We start from the raw sequence: 18684 nt of genomic DNA, 5'->3' as shown, positions 1-18684 counted from the left end.
CTGAGAATGTGTCAGGGAGTGACGGCGAGGGCGAGCAGGACGAGCGACTGGCTGGCGGCCTGGACGGCGACGAATCGCCGCACCGACGGCCGCAGGGCCGCGCGCTCGACAGCGGTGTCCCACGGGACGACGGCCGCCAGCGCGGCGAGCGTGTGCGTGGCGTGGATACCGAGCACGGCCGGCGCAGCCCACCACGACATGCCGGGTTCGTTCACCAGCACGAGGAACGCGGTGAGGCCGAGGTAGAAGGTAGCGGCGTGGGAGTCCGGCCGGACGACCGTCGCCACAGCCACCAGCGCCAGCAGGACCAGCGCGAAGGCGTTCGGCTCGGTCCACAGCACCGTGGCGGCCGCCGTCACGCAGCATGCCAGTGCCAGCACGCACCGCAGCTGCCAGGAACGCAGGGTCGGTCCGACCATGCCGGGGTCGAGGCGTGCACTCATCGATGCCTGCTCCTCCTCGGCGCCCGGGCGAGCCTGGCCAGGTTGAGCGCCAGCTGAGCGGGATCGGCCGGCGACACGGCGACGCCATGCCCGGTCAGCGTGGCCAGCCGTTCCTCCCGCTCCGCGAGAACGACGCGCAGCGCCAGCGCCATCGGCCTGCCCGCGGTGCCGACATGCAGAGGGGTTGGCAAGACGTCGACCGCCAGCACCGGGTGGCCCGCACGGCGCCATCCGGCGGCCAGATCGGTCACCGAGTCGTCGAGGAACACCGACGTGACGACGATGATCGCACCCGGAGGGAAGGCCGGGATCCGATAGGCCAGGCGGGTGACGTCCCCGGAGCTGGGCCGGCGAGTGTTGTGGGCAAGATGGTTGCGCAGCCGGATCAGGTGCCGGCTGCCGCTGCCGGGGCGGACCATCCCGGCAGGCATGGCGAGATCGAGCATCCCCACCCGGTCACCGTGTGCCAGGTAGGCCGCGGCGACGGAGGAGACCGTGTCGACCGCGATGTCGATGCTGGTGCGGCCCATCTCGTGGATCGTCTCCGGCGACACCTCGGTGGTGACGGACCACCGCTCCACGTCGGCCGGCAGATCGAAGCGGTTGTCCATGCAGCACATGACGTCGGCGTCGGCGTCGACCAGCGTGCGCCGGGTATAGAGCGTCTCGTACGGCCCGGATTGGCGAGCGGTGACTCTCCAGTCGACTCGGCGCAGGCGATCGCCGGGCACGAACGGTGTGATCTCGTGCAGTTCTGTGCCGTCGCCCGGCCTACGCGTGCGATGGGAGCCGACCATGCCCGCGGGCCGTGGCGGGAGGGGGCCCGACGGCAACCGCCCAGTCACCGCGGGCAATACCTGAGTGGTGAATGGCTCTCCTTCGACCGGCCCTGCCACCCACAGGGCGTCGGCGCCCGCCGTCAGGTGGTGGGGCCGGCCGAGCTCGTGGGTGCCCCAGGTGGTGATCTCCATCGCGGTGACGATCTGCCGGCGTTCGGCGGAGCGCGAGGGTGCGAGTATGGCCACGCGATCGCCGTGGCCGTCTTGTACATCGGCGGGGAGCAGCACCGTGACCAGCTGTCCGTCCGACGGCGGGACGGTGGTGGCCAGGCGGACGTGGCTGCCGGAATCGGCCTGCCGCGGCCCGGTGATCGTCACCCGGGGCGGGTCGCCGAGCGCCGGCTCGTGGCTGAACTCGCGGGCGAACGAGGTGTGCCGGCCGTGTGCCAGAGCCGCGGCCAGCGCAAGGGGCAGGCCGAGGAGGAAGAGCTCGACCCGTCCCAGGATCAGCGCCGCCGCCGTCAAGATCACTGGAAGAGCGACGGCCCGGCTGAACGCCGGAGTGGGCCGCCACACATGCCGGACGGAGTACGGTCTCATGCGCGTACCCGGGGTCGTGTGCCGGACGGCGTCGGCGACGTGTCCAGGCGCTCGATGGCATCGATGATCACTTCGACGCCGTTCAGGCCCGGACGGAACTGTTCGGTGGTGAGCGCTTCGTGGACGTCCGCGCCCAGCATCCGCGCGGCCCGCGGATCGTCCCATTGGACGCCGAGGCGGTGCAGTCTGGCGGCGGCGAGCTTGCGCAGCCGGTACTGAAGGCCGGGGTCCGTCGTGTCGTGGCGCGTCGCCTGTCCGGCGATGGTGCGCGCGAGCCGGGTCACTTGATGTGAGCCGCCTCCGCGCAGGCGGTTGCCGGCGAGCGGCCAGGCGAGGTAGGTGCCTTCCGGCCAGTACCGCCTGGCCCAGAGCAGCAACGACGTGATGACCACGCCGATGAGGATCGGGCGCCAGCTCTGCACGCCGAAGGCGAAGGCGCCGGCAGCGGCCGCGACACCGGCGAGGGGCGCCAGTACGTACCAGCGCTTCATGGCGCATCCGCCCGGTCTGGTGTGCCCAGCGTGTCGAGGATCGAGGTGAGCGCTTGCCGTGCGGAGGTGACGTCGGCGCCGGACACGTGCGGATGGGCGGAGTACCGAGCCCGGAGGTAGAGGCCGCGCAGGAGCGTGACGGAGCCGGCGTCCGCGTGGTGCTCCCGCAGGAGCCGATCGGTGAACTCCGTAGGCGTCTGGGAGGGCCGGCGCGGGGTGCCCGACGACGACGCGGCGGCCTCGAGTGCGAGCCACGCCTCGATGACGGCGTCTGGCCCGGCGGTGCCTGTCCGGTCGAGTGCGGCGCTGGCGGCGTGCACGCCCCGGCGCAGCTCGTCGGCGGCATCGGGCAGATCCTCGAGTTCCCCGCCGACGACGCTGCTCCGGTTGCGGGAGCGCAGGGTCCACGTGGTGCGGCGGGCGAACATGACGACGGCGGCGATGATGACGACCACCAGTACCGCCATGGCGATCTCCCATGGGATGGAGATCCCCGGAAGCTCGGTCTCGGGAGGGTTCTCCGCGCCACCCTGCGGCAGTATTCCGGGTTCCATGGTCGGGGGTGTCGCGAGCGGCTCGGCCGGCTGCGACCCGCCCTGCCATTGCGGGGTGACGACCGATATCCGGCCCATACCGACGATCCCGACGACGAGCAGGGCCGCGGCCGCGAACACGGCGAGGGCCGGCAGGCGCGCGCCGATCTTGCGTTCCGTTGCCCCGCCGACCCTGCTCACAGTCACGATCCTGGCACATTTTCGCCGCTGTCCGGCGTTCGGGCACTTTCGCCGTGATGAAGTACGTTAGGTAGAGCGGCGAAGGCCCGCGGAACAACCCTCAGGCGGATAGCGATGACCACACGAACACCAGCGGAGAGCCAGTCCCACGACGTGGAGCCGGCGCTCGGCGCCGACGCGGCTGACGACGAGCTGCTGGATGACGAGCTGCTGGATGACCCGGAGCTGCTGGACCCCGTCGAGCGCACGGAACGGCCGGCGTCAAGGCTGGTGACCGGCTGGGTACTCCTGATCGGTGGTCTGATCGGACTGATCGGGTCGGGGACGCTGGCGATCGAGCGGGTCCTGCTGGCGGCGGACCCGGACTACATTCCCTCTTGCAGCTTCAACCCGCTCATCAGCTGTGGTCAGGTGATGGAGAGCTGGCAGGGCAAGCTCTTCGGCTTCCCCAACCCCTTCATCGGCGTGGCGGCGTTCCCGGTGGTCATGACGTTCGGCGTCATGCTGCTGGCCAAGCTGCGCCCCCCGCGCTGGATGATGCTCGGCCTGTGGGCAGGAACGGTACTGGGAGCCGCGTTCGTCACCTGGCTGTTCACCCAGAGCGTCTACGTGATCGGCGCGTTGTGCCCGTACTGCATGGTGGTGTGGGTGGCGATGATCCCCACCTTCGTCTACACCACGGGCTTCGTCCTCTCCGAACGGCATCTGCCCGCGCCGGCCGGCCTCCGCCGGGCCGTCGTCGACAACCGGGCGCTGATCTCCGTGGTCTGGCTGCTCGCGATCGCCATCTTCATCACCGTCGAGTTCTGGGACCGCTGGTACCTGGTCTTCTAGGAGGCCGCGCGCGGAGTGGGGCGCTGGACACTGAGCGCAGCCGGGATGCCCGGGCACGCGAGCCCGGCGACTCCCATTCTGCGCGGCCTCTCACACCCGCCGGGATGCGCCAGCGAGCTGAAACGAGATCGCCCGATGCGCTAACCTGTTGACTGTGCGAGGTCTGTTGCTCCTTATCAGGCCGCGCTGACGAAAGAAACGGACGCTGTCGAGGCGTCCGTGTCGGCGCGGCTAGCCCCTCCCTGCGGTGAGGGGCTTTGCTATGTCCACCGCGGGCAGTCAGGCATGGGGCCGATGGGGCCGGGCGACGACGGAAGACGAGGAAACGACCGATGAGTGAGACAGATCCGAGCACAATGACGCCTGCCGCCGACGGCGATGTGCCGTATCGGTACACCAGTGCCGTCGCGGGCGAGATCGAACGCCGCTGGCAGGACCACTGGGAGTTCAAGGGCACCTTCGCCACGCCGAACCCCACGGGCACGCTGGCCGAGCCGGGCGCCGACGTCGCCGGGCGCAACAAGTTCTTCCTGATGGACATGTTCCCGTATCCGTCGGGTGCGGGGCTGCACGTCGGGCATCCGCTGGGCTATATCGCCACCGACGTCACCGGCAGGTACCGCCGGATGTGCGGCGACAATGTGCTGCACGCCCTGGCCTACGATGCGTTCGGTCTGCCGGCCGAGCAGTATGCGGTGCAGACCGGCCAGCATCCGCGCAAGACCACCGAAGAGAACATCACCAATATGCGGCGCCAGCTGCGCCGCCTGGGGCTGGCGCATGATCCGCGGCGGTCCTTCGCCACCATCGACCCCGGCTACGTGCGGTGGACCCAGTGGATCTTCCTGCGGATCTTCAACTCCTGGTATGACACCGAGGCCGATGGCGGCCGCGGCCGTGCCCGGCCCATCGACGAGCTGGTCGCCGCCTACGAGGCGGGGGAGCGGCAGACACCGGACGGACGCGCGTGGGCGGAGCTGTCCGATGTGGAGCGGCGCCGGATCATCGACGAGCAGCGGCTGGCCTTCGTCTCGGAGTCCCCGGTGAACTGGTGTCCCGGCCTGGGCACCGTGCTGGCGAACGAGGAGGTCACCGCTGACGGACGCAGCGAGCGGGGTAACTACCCCGTCTTCAAGCGGAACCTGCGGCAGTGGATGATGCGCATCACCGCGTACGCGGATCGCCTGGTGGATGACCTGGATCGCATCGACTGGCCGGAGAAGGTCAAGACGATGCAGCGGAACTGGATCGGCCGATCGGCGGGCGCCTCCGTGCGGTTCAGCACCAGTGCCGGAGATGTGGAGGTGTTCACCACCAGGCCGGACACGCTGTTCGGCGCCACGTTCATGGTGGTCGCCCCGGAGCATCCGCTGGTCGAGGCGCTGACGCCGTCCGCGTGGCCGGAAAGCGCCAAGGATGCCTGGACGGGCGGATACGCAACGCCTGGCGAGGCCATCGCCGGCTATCGTGCGCAAGCCGCCGCGAAGACCGAATTGGAGCGGCAGGCCGACGAGCGGGAGAAGACCGGCGTCTTCACCGGTTCGTTCGCAACGAACCCGGTCAACGGCGAGCGTATCCCGGTCTTCGTCGCCGACTATGTGCTGATGGGCTACGGCACCGGCGCCATCATGGCGGTGCCCGGTCAGGACCAGCGCGACTGGGAGTTCGCCGAGCGTTTCGACCTGCCGATCATCAGAACCGTGCAGCCGCCCGACGGGTTCGACGGCAAGGCTTTCACCGCCGATGGTCCGGCCATCAACTCCGCCAACGACGAGATCTCCCTGGACGGGATGGCCGTCGACGATGCCAAGACGGCGATCATCGGCTGGCTGGAGTCGAAGGGCACAGGCGAGGGCACGGTGACCTACCGGCTGCGTGACTGGCTGTTCAGCCGGCAGCGGTACTGGGGCGAGCCGTTCCCCATCGTCTACGACGAGAACGATCTGCCGGTCGCCATCCCGGACGAGATGCTGCCGGTCGACCTGCCGGACGTCCCGGACTACTCGCCGAAGACGTACGAGCCCGACGCCGCGGACACCACACCGGAACCTCCCCTGGCGCGCGTGCCGGAGTGGGTCTACGTCGAACTGGACCTGGGCGACGGCCCGAAACGGTACCGGCGGGACACCAACACCATGCCGAACTGGGCCGGCTCCTGCTGGTATCACCTGCGATACCTGGATCCGGACAACGACGAGCAGGTGGTCGACCCGGAGATCGAGCGGTACTGGATGGGGCCGCAGCCGCAGCGCGGGGAGAACGACCCCGGCGGCGTCGACCTGTACGTCGGGGGCGTCGAGCATGCCGTGCTGCACCTGCTGTACGCCCGGTTCTGGCACAAGGTCCTGTTCGACCTGGGATACGTGTCCAGCGAGGAGCCCTATCACCGGCTGTTCAACCAGGGCTACATCCAGGCGTTCGCCTACACCGACGCCCGCGGGCAGTACGTCCCGGCCGAGGCGGTCGTCGAGAAGGTCGACGACGCCGAGACGACGTACGTGTACGACGGCCAGCCGGTCCATCGCGAGTACGGCAAGATGGGCAAGAGCCTGAAGAATGTCGTCACGCCCGACGAGATGTACGAGGCCTACGGCGCCGATACGTTCCGCGTGTACGAGATGTCGATGGGCCCGCTGGACGTCTCCCGGCCGTGGGACACTCGCGCCGTGGTGGGCTCGCTGCGGTTCCTGCAGCGGCTGTGGCGCAACGTGATCTCGGAGAGTACCGGTGAGGTCATCGTGGCCGACGAGCCCGCCGGCGACGAGACGCGGCGCGTCGTGCACCGCACCATCGACGCGGTGCGCGCCGACATGGACGCCCTGCGGTTCAACACGGCCATCTCCCGGCTGATCGAGCTGAACAACCACCTGACCAAGCTGGACACCGTGCCCCGGGAGGCCGCGGAGGTGCTGGTGCTGATGACCGCTCCGGTGGCGCCGCACATCGCCGAGGAGCTGTGGTCCAGGCTGGGTCACTCCGGTTCCCTGGCGCACGAGGCGTTCCCCGTGGCGGATCCGGCGCTGCTGGCCGCGGAGACGGTCACCTGCGTGGTCCAGGTGGCCGGCAAGGTGCGGGACCGGCTGGAGGTGCCGCCGTCGGTGGACGAGGACACGCTGCGAGAGCTGGCCCTGGCCTCCGAGGCGGTCACCAGGGCTCTGGACGGACGAGCCGTGCGCAAGGTCATCGTGCGGGCGCCGAAGCTGGTCAACGTCGTTCCCGGCTGATCGGGCACGCGGGATGGCACACCGGATCCGCGTCGTCACCGACTCCACGGCGTACCTGTCCGAGGAGATGCTCGCCGAGCACGGTATCGACGTGGTTCCGCTGCATGTGGTCATCGGCGGCCAGGCGTTGGTCGAGGGGACGCAGATCGGCCCACGGGCGGTGGCCGAGGCGCTGCGCCGGCACGATCAGGTCAGCACGTCGCGGCCGAGCCCGCAGGCGTTCCTGGAGGTGTACGAGGCCGCCGCCGATCGTGGCGACACCCACGTCGTCTCGGTACATTTGTCCGCGAGCCTCTCCGGTACGGTCGACGCGGCTCGGCTGGCGGCGCGGAACGCGCCGATCCCGGTCGAGGTGGTGGATTCCCGGTCCCTCGGCATGGGCCTCGGCTTCGCCGTCCTGGCGGCAGCGGAGACGGCGTCGGCGGGCAAGCCGGCCGAGCGGGTCGCGGCCGTCGCGTCCAGGCGGGCCGCACGGACGTCTGCCTTCTTCTATGTGGACACCCTCGACTACTTGCGTCGCGGTGGCCGGATCGGGGCCGCGTCGGCGATGCTGGGCACCGCGCTGGCGATCAAGCCGCTGCTGCATCTCGACGACGGCGTCATCAAGCCCTTGGAAAAGGTCCGCACGGCGGCGCGCGCGGTCGCCAGGCTGGAGGATCTCACCGTGGGCCGGGCGGGGCCCGTACCGGTGGATGTCGCCGTGCACCACCTGGACGACTCCAAGCGCGCCGCGGAGCTGGCGGGCCGGCTGCCGGCGCGGCTGCCGGGCCTGAATCAGCTCGTCGTCGCGGAGGTCGGTGCCGTGATCGGTGCACACGTGGGGCCGGGAATGCTGGCCGTCGTCGTCGCGCCCCGCTGAGTGGAGTTATCCACAGGCCCCGATGACACTCTTTTGCCTGTACTGACTCCGGGTTAGCGTCATATGCATGCGTTTACCCTTTAATGGCCGTGGCGACGCCGAAACGGCTCAGCTCGTCCGGCTTCGGATGGCCAGCGTGGCTGCGCAGGACAGTCCGCGAGCGCGGGTAACGGCGAAGGCCGGCGGAGAGCGGGACGCAGGGAAGGCCGAGGGAGAACGGGACGCGGCGAAGATCGGGGGGTGGGTGCCGCGAGTCCCGTCCGGAGTCCTCCGCGTCGTGCCGTCCGCCGAGAATGAGCTCAAGCTCGACGGGGACACCACCTCGGCAGTGGTGGAGTACGCGGGCGATGCTGACACACCGGCGACGCGCGCCGAGCATGCCGGAGGGCGGCACGCACGCCGGCCTCCGGGCCTTCTGGATGAGGCGTCCGCGGTGACGGCTTCCAGGGTGGTGGGGGATCGAGGGACGCCCCCTGGGGCGACGGCCTCTCCCGCGATGGCGGACCGGTTGCCGCTTGTGGTGCGCGGTGCCTGGGCCAGGTGCGCGCCGCTGCTCGCCCGATGCCGGCTGGAGCTTGGCCGTAGCCACGTGATCGTGGTGGTGATCGTCCTGGTGATGGGTCTCACGGCGGCTGCCGTCGTCTACGGCGTCGGCCGGCCGCGAGTGGTTCCCGTGGGAGCGGAGATGGATGACGCCGGCCCCGCGGAGGACCACGGCTCCGACCAAGGAGGCACGGGAGACCACACAAGCGCTGAGCGGCCGGATGCGGGGACCGGCGAGTCCGGCTCCGGCCCCGATGCCGGCGGTGAACCTGGAGGAGACGGATCGGGGCCTGGCGGCGCGTCCGGTGGCGCGATGCTCATGGTGCATGTCGCAGGGAAAGTGGCGAACCCGGGCGTCATCAGCCTGCCGTCCGGCTCCCGAGTGGTCGACGCCATCGAAGCAGCCGGCGGCGCGGAGGCCGGTGTCGACCTGACACCGCTCAATCTGGCCCGGGTGGTGTCCGACGGCGAGCAGGTGCTGGTCGGCGTGGACCCGCCGCCGGGCCATGCCGATGCCGGTCAGCCCGATCACCCGCCAGGTCCCGAGGCCGGCGGGAGGGTGAGCCTCAACACCGCTACCGTCCAGCAGCTGGAGACTCTGCCCGGCATCGGCCCCGCCCTGGCTCAGCGCATCGTCGAGTGGCGCGAGAACAACGGCCGGTTCACTAGCATCGAAGAGCTGCACGAGGTGTCGGGCATCGGGCCGAGCAAGTACGCGGACATCGCACCGCTGGTGGTGTTGTGACGCGACCGGGGCCGAGGGGCGCTCAGCCGCGCGACGGCGTTCACGACGACGGATCCCGCGACGACGGATCCCGCGACGACGGATCCCGCGACAGCTGCCAGCAGATCGATCTCCGCCTCGTGCCGGTCGCCGTGGCGCTCTGGGCAGGCGCACTGCTCGGACTGGGAATGAGCCTGCGCGCGGCGCTGATGATCTGCGCGGCCACAGCGCTGGGCCTGGTTCCGCTGTGCCGCGGACGGCGCCGCCGGGTGAGAGCGGTGGCCGGACTGGCCGTGTTGTGCCTGACCGCGGGGGTGGTCGTGGGTGCGTCGCGGGCGGCGTCGGTCCGTGACGGGCCGGTGGCGATGCTTGCCGAACAGCACGCCCACGTGCAAGTGGACGCCGTCGTCGTCGACGATCCGCGGTTGCGTGGGAGCACGTCGGGAGGGGACGAGGCCGGCCCGGACCGGCCGTACGTTCTCACCCGGTTGCGTATCGACGAGATGTCCGGGCGCGGGTCCACATACCGGCTGCGCACCCCTGTCTTCGCGGTCTCATCCGATCTGTCCTGGGTCGATCTGCGGCCAGGCCAGCGATTGCGGGTCTCGGGAGGACTCTCTCCAGCGGACGGCGGCGACGTCGCGGCGTTCTTCCGGGTCCGTGGCGACCCGGAGCTGGTCGGGCGGCCCGGTCTGGTCGCCAGGATGACCGAACCGGTGCGCGAGGGCCTGCGGGGGGCGGTCGCCGTGGTGCCGGGGGCGCACCGGGCGCTCATTCCCGGAATGGTCGTCGGCGATGAGTCGATGATGGACTCCGAGTTGCGGGAGGCGATGCGAGTCACCGGTCTCACCCACCTCACGGCGGTGTCGGGAACGCACGTGGGCATCGTCCTTCTGGCTGTGCTCGGCGTGGCCCGTCTCGTGGGCCTGCGCGGCTACGTCCTTCCCGTCGTGGCGCTGGTGAGCCTGATCGGGTTCGTGCTTCTCGTACGCCCGGCACCGAGCGTGCTGCGAGCGGCGGTCATGGGATCGGTCGCGGTGGCGGGTGTGCTCCTGGCCGGACGCCGCCGGGCGGTGCCGGCGCTGGCCGCGGCGGTGAGCGTGCTCGTGCTGGTCGACCCCTGGCTGGCGCGCTCGCTGGGATTCGCCCTGTCCGTGTCGGCGACGGCCGGCATCGTGATCCTGGTACCGGTGTGGGAACGGTCCATGGCGTGGCTGCCGCGCCCGCTGGCGCTGGCCGTGACGGTACCGGTCGCCGCCCAGCTTGCTTGCACACCCGTCCTGCTCGCGGCCTTCGGGCAGTTCAGCGTCGCATCGGTGCCGGCCAACCTGCTCGTGGCTCCCGCGGTGGCGCCGGCTATGGTCCTGGGCCTGGCAGCCGCCGTCGTCAGCCCCCTCTGGGCTATGGCGGCCAGCGTGCTGGCCTGGCTCGCTGGTATCCCGGCGTGGTGGATCGCGCGGGTGGCCACCTGGCTCGCCAGTCAGCCCGGAGCGGAGTTCAGCTGGCCGGAGGGCGCGTCCGGTGCCCTCATCGGCGTGGCGATGGCGCTTGCGGGGATGGCGGTCATGCCACTCGTGCTGCGGCGGCCGAAGCTGTCCGTCGCCACGGCGGTGGTGCTCGTCGTGGTGCTTCTCCGCGCGTTCCCCACGCCCGGGTGGCCGCCGCCGGGCTGGATCATCGCGGTGTGTGACGTGGGCCAGGGGGATGCGATCGTCTTGCGGGCCGGCGAACGTTCCGCGGTGGTCGTGGACGCCGGCCCGGACGCCCTGGCGATGCGGCGATGCCTGGATTCCCTGCGGATCGTGGATGTGCCGGTCTTGGTCCTGACACACTTCCATGCCGATCATGTGAACGGGGTCCCGGGTGTGCTCGCTGGGCGGGCCGTCGGCACGGCGATGGTGTCCGCGCTCGGCGAGCCGGCAGCGAACGCCCGCCAGGTGTCGCGATGGCTGGCCGAGGCCGAGGTTCCGGTTCACACCCCGGGTGTAGGTGAGCGCTGGCGGGTCGGTGAGTCCATCCGTTTCGAGGTCCTGTGGCCGCGCCGCGTGATCGTCTCCGCGGAGTCCGACGCCAACAACGCCAGCGTGGTGATCGCGGCTCAGGTGTCGGGCGTCGAGATCCTGCTCACCGGGGACGTCGAGCCGCTGGCGCAACAAGCCATCCTCGCCGCGGAGCCGGACCTGAGCACGCGGATCATCAAGGTGGCCCATCACGGCTCGCGTCATCAGGACGAGCGGTTCCTCGCCGGCCTGGGGGCCGAGCTCGCCCTCATCGGCGTAGGCGACAACACCCACGGGCATCCGTCGGACGATGTCCTCGACGCCTTCCGTGCCGCGGGCATCGAGGTGCGCCGGACCGACCTGCACGGAACGTTCGCGGTGGTTCTGACGCCCGATCACACTCTCGCCACCGTCACCGAGCGCCGGTAGCTTGTCGTCCCCGCATGGCATGCTGTCCTCATCATGTCTCGCAGAACCGTTGACCCATTGGTCCCCGTCACTCTCGTGGTCGGTCCCGAAGCCCTGTTGTCCGAGCGTGCCATGGGTGCGGTGGTGAAGGCCGCGCGCGCGGCCGACCCCGCCGCCGACGTCTCGGACGTCCCGGGAGCCGATCTGACGCCGGGAGGGCTGGCCGAGCACGCCAGCCCGTCACTGTTCGCCACCACGCGGGTGGTGCTGATCCGGGACGTGCAAGACGTCAGCGACGGCGTGGCCGATGCCTTGGTGGCCCACGCGCAGGCCCCGGTCGAGGGAATTCACCTGGTGCTCGTGCACCCCGGGGGAGTCAAGGGCAAAAAGCTGCTGGAGCGGCTGCGCAAGGCGGGCGCCCACGAGGTGAAGGCCGAGCGCGTAACCAAGCCAGACGATCTGGTGGCGTTCGTGCGGGCCGAGGTCCGGCACGCGGGCGGGCGAATCGACGAGGCCGGGGCGCGTCAGCTCGTCGACGCGGTCGGCGGGGATCTGCGTGGCCTGGCGTCGTCCGCCTCGCAGCTGGCGTCCGACGCGGTGGACGGGACCGTGGATTCCCAGCTGGTGTCCACGTATTTCGAGGGGCGGGCCGAGGTCAAGGGCTGGGTCGTCGCCGACCGCGCGGTGGAGGGACGTACCGCCGACGCCGTAGAGCAGCTGCGCTGGGCCCTGCAGACCGGAACCGACCCGGTGCTGGTCATCGGCTCCCTCGCCACGGCACTGCGTGCCCTCGCCCGGCTGGCCGGAGCGCCGCGCGGGGTGCGCGACGCCGACCTCGCACGCGACATCGGCGTGCCGCCGTGGAAGGTACGAGTCCTGCGCGGCCAACTGCGCGGCTGGACGCCTGCCGGACTGTCCACGGCCATCCGTGCGGTGGCCGCCGCCGATCTCGCGGTCAAAGGTGGCGCCAATGACTCCACGCTCGCCTTGACCACCGCGTTGGTGCAGATCGGCCAGGCTCGTTCCACCTAGCTTCGCTTGTGCCCTGCGTGGGTGCCTGAGCCGGAACCGGGGGAGGACCCTGAGGCGTGGCCCACGCCGGCGCAGACGTTTGGCCCGGTAGCGATGCTCCGTGCCGGTCCACGTGGACGTTTGGCTGTCGTGGCTGCACCAGGAGAGCCGCTCGTAGGTGATCCGGGCACGATATGGAGAATTCCGGCCGGACAGCGCAGCATAAGAGGAGATCGCCCGAGCGGCGATGTCACGGCTTCGCTGGTGCCGAAGAGTCGGAAGGTGAGCGCGGATGATCAAGAGTTCGGGTGACCTGGAGACCATGCGGCAGCCGATCCATCTGCTGCCCTCGCCGTCACCGGTCCGGTTCGTGGATCCGGAGGGACGGCCCGCTCCACTCGAGGAACACGGCGACTACGAGGCTCCGCCGCTTGCCCTGGCCAAGCAAGCGTACCGGCAGATGGTGCTCGGCCGGCGATTCGACGAGGAAGCGACAGCTCTCACCCGCCAGGGCCGCCTCGCCGTGTATCCGTCCTCGCGTGGCCAGGAGGCCTGCCAGGTGGGCGGCGTGCTGGCCCTGCGGCCCGAAGACTGGTTGTTTCCCACGTACCGGGACACCATGGCCGTGATCACCAGGGGCGTCGACGCCGTTCAGGCGCTTGGGCTGTTGCGCGGCGACTGGCACTGCGGCTACGACCCGATGACGACGCGGGTGGCGCCGCAATGCACTCCGCTGGCCACCCATGCTCCGCACGCCGCGGGTCTGGCCTACGGCGCCCGGCGCCGCGGCAAGGACACCGTGGCCATGGTCTTCATTGGCGACGGCGGCACCAGTGAGGGCGACTTTCACGAAGCATTGAACTTCGCCGCGGTCTTCGCCGCACCGGTCGTGTTCGTGGTCCAGAACAACCGGTACGCCATTTCGGTGCCGCTGGCCCGGCAGAGCGCGGCGCCGGCCTTGGCCTACAAGGGGGTCGGCTACGGGGTGCGCAGTGAGCAGGTGGACGGCAACGACGCCATCGCGGTGCTCGCCGTCCTGGCCGACGCTGTCGCACATGCCCGGTCGGGTCACGGCCCGGTGCTGGTAGAGGCGCATACCTACCGGATCGAGGCACATACCAATGCCGACGATGCGGGCCGATACCGGGACGCGAGCGAGGTCGACGCGTGGCTGCGGCGCGACCCGGTGGCCCGCCTGGAGGCCTACCTTCGCGGTGCGGATTCGCTGACCGACGCCGAGATCGACGATGCCCGCCGGGAGGCGGAGGACTTCGCCGTCCGCACCCGGGAACGCATGGCTGCCGAGCCGGTGTGCGAGCCGAGTGAGTTGTTCGAGCACGTCTTCGCAAGCCCCACCCGGCAGCTGCACACGGAGCGAGACCGGCTTCTCGGGGAGAGAGGCTGATCGGGGTGGCCGTGTCGATGGTCCAGGCCCTCAACGCAGCGATGCGAGACGCCATGGCGGCCGACGAGTCCGTGCTGGTGTTCGGCGAGGACGTCGGTGCCCTCGGCGGCGTCTTCCGGGTCACCGACGGCCTGACGAGAGACTTCGGGGAGGACCGCTGCTTCGACACGCCGCTGGCGGAGAGCGGCATCGTGGGCTTCGCCCTCGGGATGGCCATGGAGGGCTTCCGTCCGGTGGTGGAGATGCAGTTCGACGCCTTCGCCTATCCGGCGTTCGAGCAGATCGCGTCACACGTGGCCAAGATGCGTAACCGTACCCGCGGCTCGGTGACCGTGCCGATGGTGATCAGGATTCCCTACGGCGGCGGCATCGGTGGGGTGGAGCACCACAGCGACTCGTCGGAATCGCACTACACGCACATTCCGGGGCTCAAGGTGGTCACGCCGGCCACCGTGGCCGACGCCTACTCGTTGCTGCGGGAAGCCATCGATGATCCGGACCCCGTTGTGTTCATGGAGCCGAAGAAGCTCTACTGGTCCAAGGCAGAGGTGACCTTGCCCGTCCGTACCGAACGGTTCGGGCAGGCGGCGCTGCGCCGGCAGGGTACGGACCTGACGCTGCTCGCGTACGGCCCGACCGTCCCGGTTGCTCTGGAGGCGGCCGAGGCGGCCGGTGAGGCCGGCCTGGACGTCGAAGTCCTGGATCTACGCAGCCTCGTCCCCCTGGATGACGAGACGATCGCGGCGTCGGTACGGCGGACCGGACGGTGCGTCGTGGTCGCTGAGGCCACGAGCTACGCCGGCGCCGCGGCGGAGATCGCGGCGAGGGTGCAGCAAGAGTGCTTCTACTCTCTCGATGCGCCTGTTCTGCGGGTCACCGGAGCGGGTATTCCCTACCCGCCGCCGATCCTTGAGGATCACTACCTGCCAGGCGTCGACCGGATCCTGGATGCCATCGCTCAACTCGAGTGGGACGAGCCCGTTCGGCTTTAGTGCGCTCAGCCTGTGGACGATGGCACGAGGGCGGTGCGAATCCACTGCTCCACCCCGGCGATGTGCACGGTGGCCGCGGCCGCAGCCACGTCGGGCTGCCGGCCGCGGACCGCGTCGTAGATGGCGTGATGCTCGGCGAGAGTGCGGCGGGTGGCGTCGCCCTGGGTCAGGCCGCGCCACATCCGGGCGCGTTGCGTGGGCACGGCGAGACTCTCCATAAGGGAGCAGAGCACGGCGTTGCCCGAGCCTTCCGCGATCAGCCGGTGGAACTCGATGTCATTGCTGACGAGTTCGTCGACGCTGGGCTCCTCGCCGATCCGCTCCAGATGCCGGCCGAGCGCGCTCACGGCGTCGTCGGACATCCGCAGGGCTGCCATCGCCGTCGCAGCGGGCTCGATGACGCGTCGGACCTCGAGGTACTCCAGCACGGAGTCGTCACGGTGCAGGTCGACGAGGAAGGTCATCGTCTCGAGCAGCAACCTGGGGGAGAGGCTGGTGACATAGGTTCCGTCTCCCTGGCGCACGTCGAGGACGTGAATGAGGGAGAGCGCCCGCACCGCCTCGCGCAAGGAGTTTCTCGACAGCCCGAGACGTACCGCGAGCTCGGCTTCCTTCGGCAGCCGATCGCCCGGCTGGATCTCGCCGGAGACGATCATCTGCTTGATGCCCTCGATCGCCGTGTCTGTGACGGCCAACTGGTCTCCCGAATCCCGGTGTGGCTCGCGGGCTAGTCCTGCCCGACGATCACGCCCCAGCTGGCCATCTTCTCTCGCAGCTCGGTGGGGGACCAGCCGTACACCGACGACACCATCCACACGTCGTTCCCGCGGATGGTGAGCACGCTGCCGCCGAAGTCCCCGCGCTTCTCCTGCACTCCCGCGACGAACTTGACCAGGTGCTTGGCTTCGTCCGGAGCCGCGCGCAAAGCGTCGAGGTCGAGGACCACCTTGCCGTCGTCGTTCGCGTCCGAGGACGGCACGTGGTCCCTGCTTGAGACCAGAGAGTCGACGGGCACACCGTAGAAATCCGCGATCTCGGCGAGCTTGCGCACGGTAGCCGCCCGGTCGCCACGCTCGTAGGAGCCGATCACCGCAGCCCGAAGCGCGCCGCCGGACTTCTCCTCGACGGCCTGCAACGACAGGCGCTTTCGTTTGCGCACCTTGCGCAGCCGTTCGCCCACGATCTTCTGGAAATCGTTGTCGTTCGAATCAGTCTTTTCGTCGTTCATCCCAGAGCTCCCGAGGCCGCCCAACCTGATCGCTCCCCCGCAGGCGTGGTTCCAGCATATCGCCGCGCCCCGGGCCACGTTGACCGGAGGATCGGCAGACGGACAAACCCAGAGTACCGGCTCCGCCGTGAAAAGGCGGTCTCAACGCGGCACCTGGGTTTATGCATCGTTCACTTGCTACCCAAGTAGTCACCTGGATTGTCCAGCCAGGTGGCGATGTCTGCGGCCGAGAGTGGCTCGGACATGAGGAATCCCTGGGCCCGGTGGCAACCCAGGCCGAGCAGGGCCGCCACGGCGGACGGATCCTCGACGCCCTCGGCGACGGTGGTGAGGTTGAAAGCCTCCGCGAGCCGCACTATGGCCGAGACGATCGCCCGGTCGCCGCTGTCGTCGGCCAGCGTGGAGACGAAGCTGCGGTCGATCTTGAGGATGTCGACCGGCAGCTGCTTCAGATGCGAGAGAGAGCTGTATCCGGTGCCGAAGTCGTCGATGGCGATGGTGACGCCGAGGCGTCGCAACCCCATCAAGGTGGCCAGCACATCGTCGACGTCGCGCATCACCGTGCTCTCGGTGATCTCGATGCCCAGCTCCGCCGGGGCGTGCCCGTACCGGCTGAGCAACGTCCCCACGAAGCCCACGAAGTCGGCGCTGATCAGTTCACCGGCCGAGATGTTCACCCGGACGGACGGCGGCGTCGCCGCCGACGCGGTGCGCTTCCATTCCGCCAGCTGACGGCAGGCTTCCTCGAGCACCCACCGGCCGAGTTCGGCGGACAGGTTGATCTCCTCGATCACTGAGACGAACGCACTGGCGGAGAGCAGGCCGCGTTCGGGATGCTGCCACCGCACCAGGGCCTCGACGGCGGTCATCTGGCCGCTGCGGAGGTCGAACTCCGGCTGATAGTGCAGCCGCATCTCACCGTCACCGATCGCGGAGCGTAACCGGAACTCGAGGTCGGCGCGATCCAGCAGCTGCCAGCGCAGCTCGTCGTTGAAGGAAACCACGGTATTGCCGCCGCGCTTCTTGGCCTCGAGGAGTGCGACGTCGGCGTTTCCCAGCAGGTCGTCGACGCCGTTGGAGGCTGGGCCATTGATGGAGATGCCCACACACGCGCTCCGGCTGACGACGTGGCCGCCGACGTCGAGCGGTTCGGTCAGCTGGTTCAGTAACCGGCGTGCCACTCGCTCGGCGCGTTCGGAGCTGGAGATGCCACGCAGCGCAATGACGAACTCGTCGCCGGCCAGCCGGGCGATGATGTCGTCCGGACGGACAGACTCGCGCAGCCGCTTGGCGACGGCCTTGATGAACATGTCACCGATGGCGTGGCCCAGGACGTCGTTCACCGTCTTCAGCCGGTCCATGTCCGCGAACATCAAGGCCAGCGGAACTTCCGGTTCCTTGTCCAGGATGGCCGAGAGCTCCTCGACGAAGGCGCGCCGGTTCGGCAGTCCGGTCAGCTCGTCGTGATACGCCTGGTAGTGCAGGCGCTCTTCGGCGGAGACCCGTCCGTAGAGCTGAGTGAGCAGGGAGGCGATGGCGTTGAGCGCATGGACCTCCTGGCGGGACCACATGCGGTCGCCGAAGTGCACGAAGCCCAGCACGCCGAAGGTCACATCACCGCGGAGCAGCGGGACGGTGGCGGCGGAGACGTCCTGCACGCCGGCCGCGGACGCCACCCGCTCCTGGTACTCGTCCCGGTGGTCGCCGGGCCGGACGAAGTAGGGCTCCTTCAGGTCGCGAACACGCGCGAAGATCGGATCGTCGGTGTCCCACGGCACGATGCCCAGCGGGTCGGGATCGGGCACGTCCGGGCGCCGGGGCCATTCGTCGACCAGCACGCTCGCCTTGAGCCCCGGGTCGTTGCGCCGGAGAAAGCACGTGTCGACGTCGAAGAAGCGGCCGAGCTCGCCGAGAATCCGGTAGGTGGTCTCCGGGAGCTCGACGGCCGAGATGCCCATGAGCTCGGCCGCCACGTAGGACACGAGCGCGTCGAGGCGGCGTCCGTGCTCGCTGGTGACGTTCCCCGCCTGCATGACCGATTCGCACATGTCGGCGGCCATGGCGAGCACGGTGCGGTCGTTGTCTTCCCATGGCTGATCGTCACCGCGGACCACGCAGACTCCGCCGACGAACTCGGCATGCCTGACGGCGTGGGCGAGCAGCCCGAAACCGGGCACGCTGGACTCTTGCACACCGCCGCGGCCGTTGTTGGACGCAGCCTTGGCGGTGAGGTCACGGATCGCCTGACGCATCTCCGACAACGACTCTCCGCGCACGCCGGCCTCGGATGCACTGCCCCACGCGACGAGCGGCACTCCACCGTCGACCGCGAGCACATCCGCGGAGATGGCGTTGGTCGCCTCCCCCAGCGACTTCAACAGTGGCTGGATCGTTTCCGCGTCCATACCT

General features: G+C 69.7%; 15 protein-coding genes. 8 read left to right on the top strand and 7 right to left on the bottom strand.

Annotation, left to right across the window (positions count from 1 at the left end; all coding sequences use genetic code 11):
* Window positions 1–11: 11 nt before the first annotated feature.
* The 4 genes from G1H11_RS23135 to G1H11_RS27295 are packed head-to-tail and all read right to left on the bottom strand — an operon-like array spanning window position 12 to window position 3053.
* Entirely contained in the window at window positions 12–443 is a 432-nt protein-coding gene (locus tag G1H11_RS23135; protein ID WP_163820987.1) for a hypothetical protein, read from the bottom strand.
* Window positions 440–1822, bottom strand: a complete 1383-nt coding sequence (locus G1H11_RS23130) for a DUF58 domain-containing protein (protein WP_163820986.1) — start codon at window positions 1820–1822, stop codon at window positions 440–442. The genes G1H11_RS23135 and G1H11_RS23130 overlap by 4 nt, the downstream gene beginning before the upstream one ends.
* Window positions 1819–2313, bottom strand: coding sequence for a hypothetical protein (locus tag G1H11_RS23125; protein WP_163820985.1), 495 nt, complete (start codon window positions 2311–2313; stop codon window positions 1819–1821). Before G1H11_RS23125 ends, G1H11_RS23130 begins: the two co-directional genes overlap by 4 nt.
* Window positions 2310–3053 (bottom strand): DUF4129 domain-containing protein, encoded by a 744-nt coding sequence (locus tag G1H11_RS27295; RefSeq protein WP_163820984.1) that lies wholly within the window; start codon window positions 3051–3053, stop codon window positions 2310–2312. Before G1H11_RS27295 ends, G1H11_RS23125 begins: the two co-directional genes overlap by 4 nt.
* A 108-nt stretch (window positions 3054–3161) precedes the next feature.
* On the opposite strand from G1H11_RS27295, the gene G1H11_RS23115 reads away from it, so the two are divergent.
* The 8 genes from G1H11_RS23115 to G1H11_RS23080 all read left to right on the top strand — a co-directional run bounded on the left by G1H11_RS23115 (window position 3162) and on the right by G1H11_RS23080 (window position 15047).
* Window positions 3162–3881 (top strand): vitamin K epoxide reductase family protein, encoded by a 720-nt coding sequence (locus G1H11_RS23115; protein ID WP_163820983.1) that lies wholly within the window; start codon window positions 3162–3164, stop codon window positions 3879–3881.
* 332 nt (window positions 3882–4213) lie between these two features.
* Window positions 4214–7105: a leucine--tRNA ligase gene (leuS, locus tag G1H11_RS23110; RefSeq protein WP_163820982.1), complete on the top strand. Its 2892-nt coding sequence runs from the start codon at window positions 4214–4216 to the stop codon at window positions 7103–7105.
* Between the two features lie 13 nt (window positions 7106–7118).
* The gene (locus G1H11_RS23105; protein WP_163820981.1) at window positions 7119–7964 is read left to right on the top strand and encodes a DegV family protein; all 846 of its coding nucleotides are present in this window, start codon (window positions 7119–7121) and stop codon (window positions 7962–7964) included.
* Window positions 7965–8031: 67 nt separating this feature from the next.
* On the top strand, window positions 8032–9252 hold the full coding sequence (locus G1H11_RS23100) for a ComEA family DNA-binding protein (RefSeq protein WP_163820980.1): 1221 nt from the start codon (window positions 8032–8034) through the stop codon (window positions 9250–9252).
* Window positions 9249–11660: a ComEC/Rec2 family competence protein gene (locus tag G1H11_RS23095; protein ID WP_163820979.1), complete on the top strand. Its 2412-nt coding sequence runs from the start codon at window positions 9249–9251 to the stop codon at window positions 11658–11660. The genes G1H11_RS23100 and G1H11_RS23095 overlap by 4 nt, the downstream gene beginning before the upstream one ends.
* Window positions 11661–11693: 33 nt before the next feature.
* Complete coding sequence (holA, locus tag G1H11_RS23090; RefSeq protein ID WP_163820978.1) at window positions 11694–12671, top strand: DNA polymerase III subunit delta; 978 nt, start codon at window positions 11694–11696, stop codon at window positions 12669–12671.
* 271 nt (window positions 12672–12942) lie between these two features.
* The gene (gene pdhA / locus G1H11_RS23085; RefSeq protein ID WP_163820977.1) at window positions 12943–14055 is read left to right on the top strand and encodes a pyruvate dehydrogenase (acetyl-transferring) E1 component subunit alpha; all 1113 of its coding nucleotides are present in this window, start codon (window positions 12943–12945) and stop codon (window positions 14053–14055) included.
* A 17-nt stretch (window positions 14056–14072) separates the two neighbouring features.
* A complete protein-coding gene (locus tag G1H11_RS23080) occupies window positions 14073–15047 on the top strand; it encodes an alpha-ketoacid dehydrogenase subunit beta (RefSeq protein WP_163821021.1) in 975 nt (324 codons plus the stop codon).
* A gap of 5 nt (window positions 15048–15052) precedes the next feature.
* Here the strand turns inward: G1H11_RS23080 and G1H11_RS23075 are convergent, their stop codons facing one another.
* The 3 genes from G1H11_RS23075 to G1H11_RS23065 form a co-directional block, all read right to left on the bottom strand.
* Window positions 15053–15742 carry a FadR/GntR family transcriptional regulator gene (locus tag G1H11_RS23075; protein WP_163820976.1) on the bottom strand — a complete coding sequence of 230 codons (690 nt, stop codon included), beginning with the start codon at window positions 15740–15742 and terminating at the stop codon, window positions 15053–15055.
* A 32-nt stretch (window positions 15743–15774) separates the two neighbouring features.
* Complete coding sequence (locus tag G1H11_RS23070; RefSeq protein WP_163820975.1) at window positions 15775–16275, bottom strand: transcriptional regulator; 501 nt, start codon at window positions 16273–16275, stop codon at window positions 15775–15777.
* A 170-nt stretch (window positions 16276–16445) separates the two neighbouring features.
* On the bottom strand, window positions 16446–18680 hold the full coding sequence (locus G1H11_RS23065) for a putative bifunctional diguanylate cyclase/phosphodiesterase (protein ID WP_163820974.1): 2235 nt from the start codon (window positions 18678–18680) through the stop codon (window positions 16446–16448).
* Window positions 18681–18684: the final 4 nt, after the last annotated feature.

The organism is Phytoactinopolyspora alkaliphila, assembly GCF_010550695.1.
Classification (GTDB): Bacteria; Actinomycetota; Actinomycetes; order Jiangellales; family Jiangellaceae; genus Phytoactinopolyspora; species Phytoactinopolyspora alkaliphila.
This window is presented reverse-complemented; position numbering and strand designations above follow the sequence as displayed.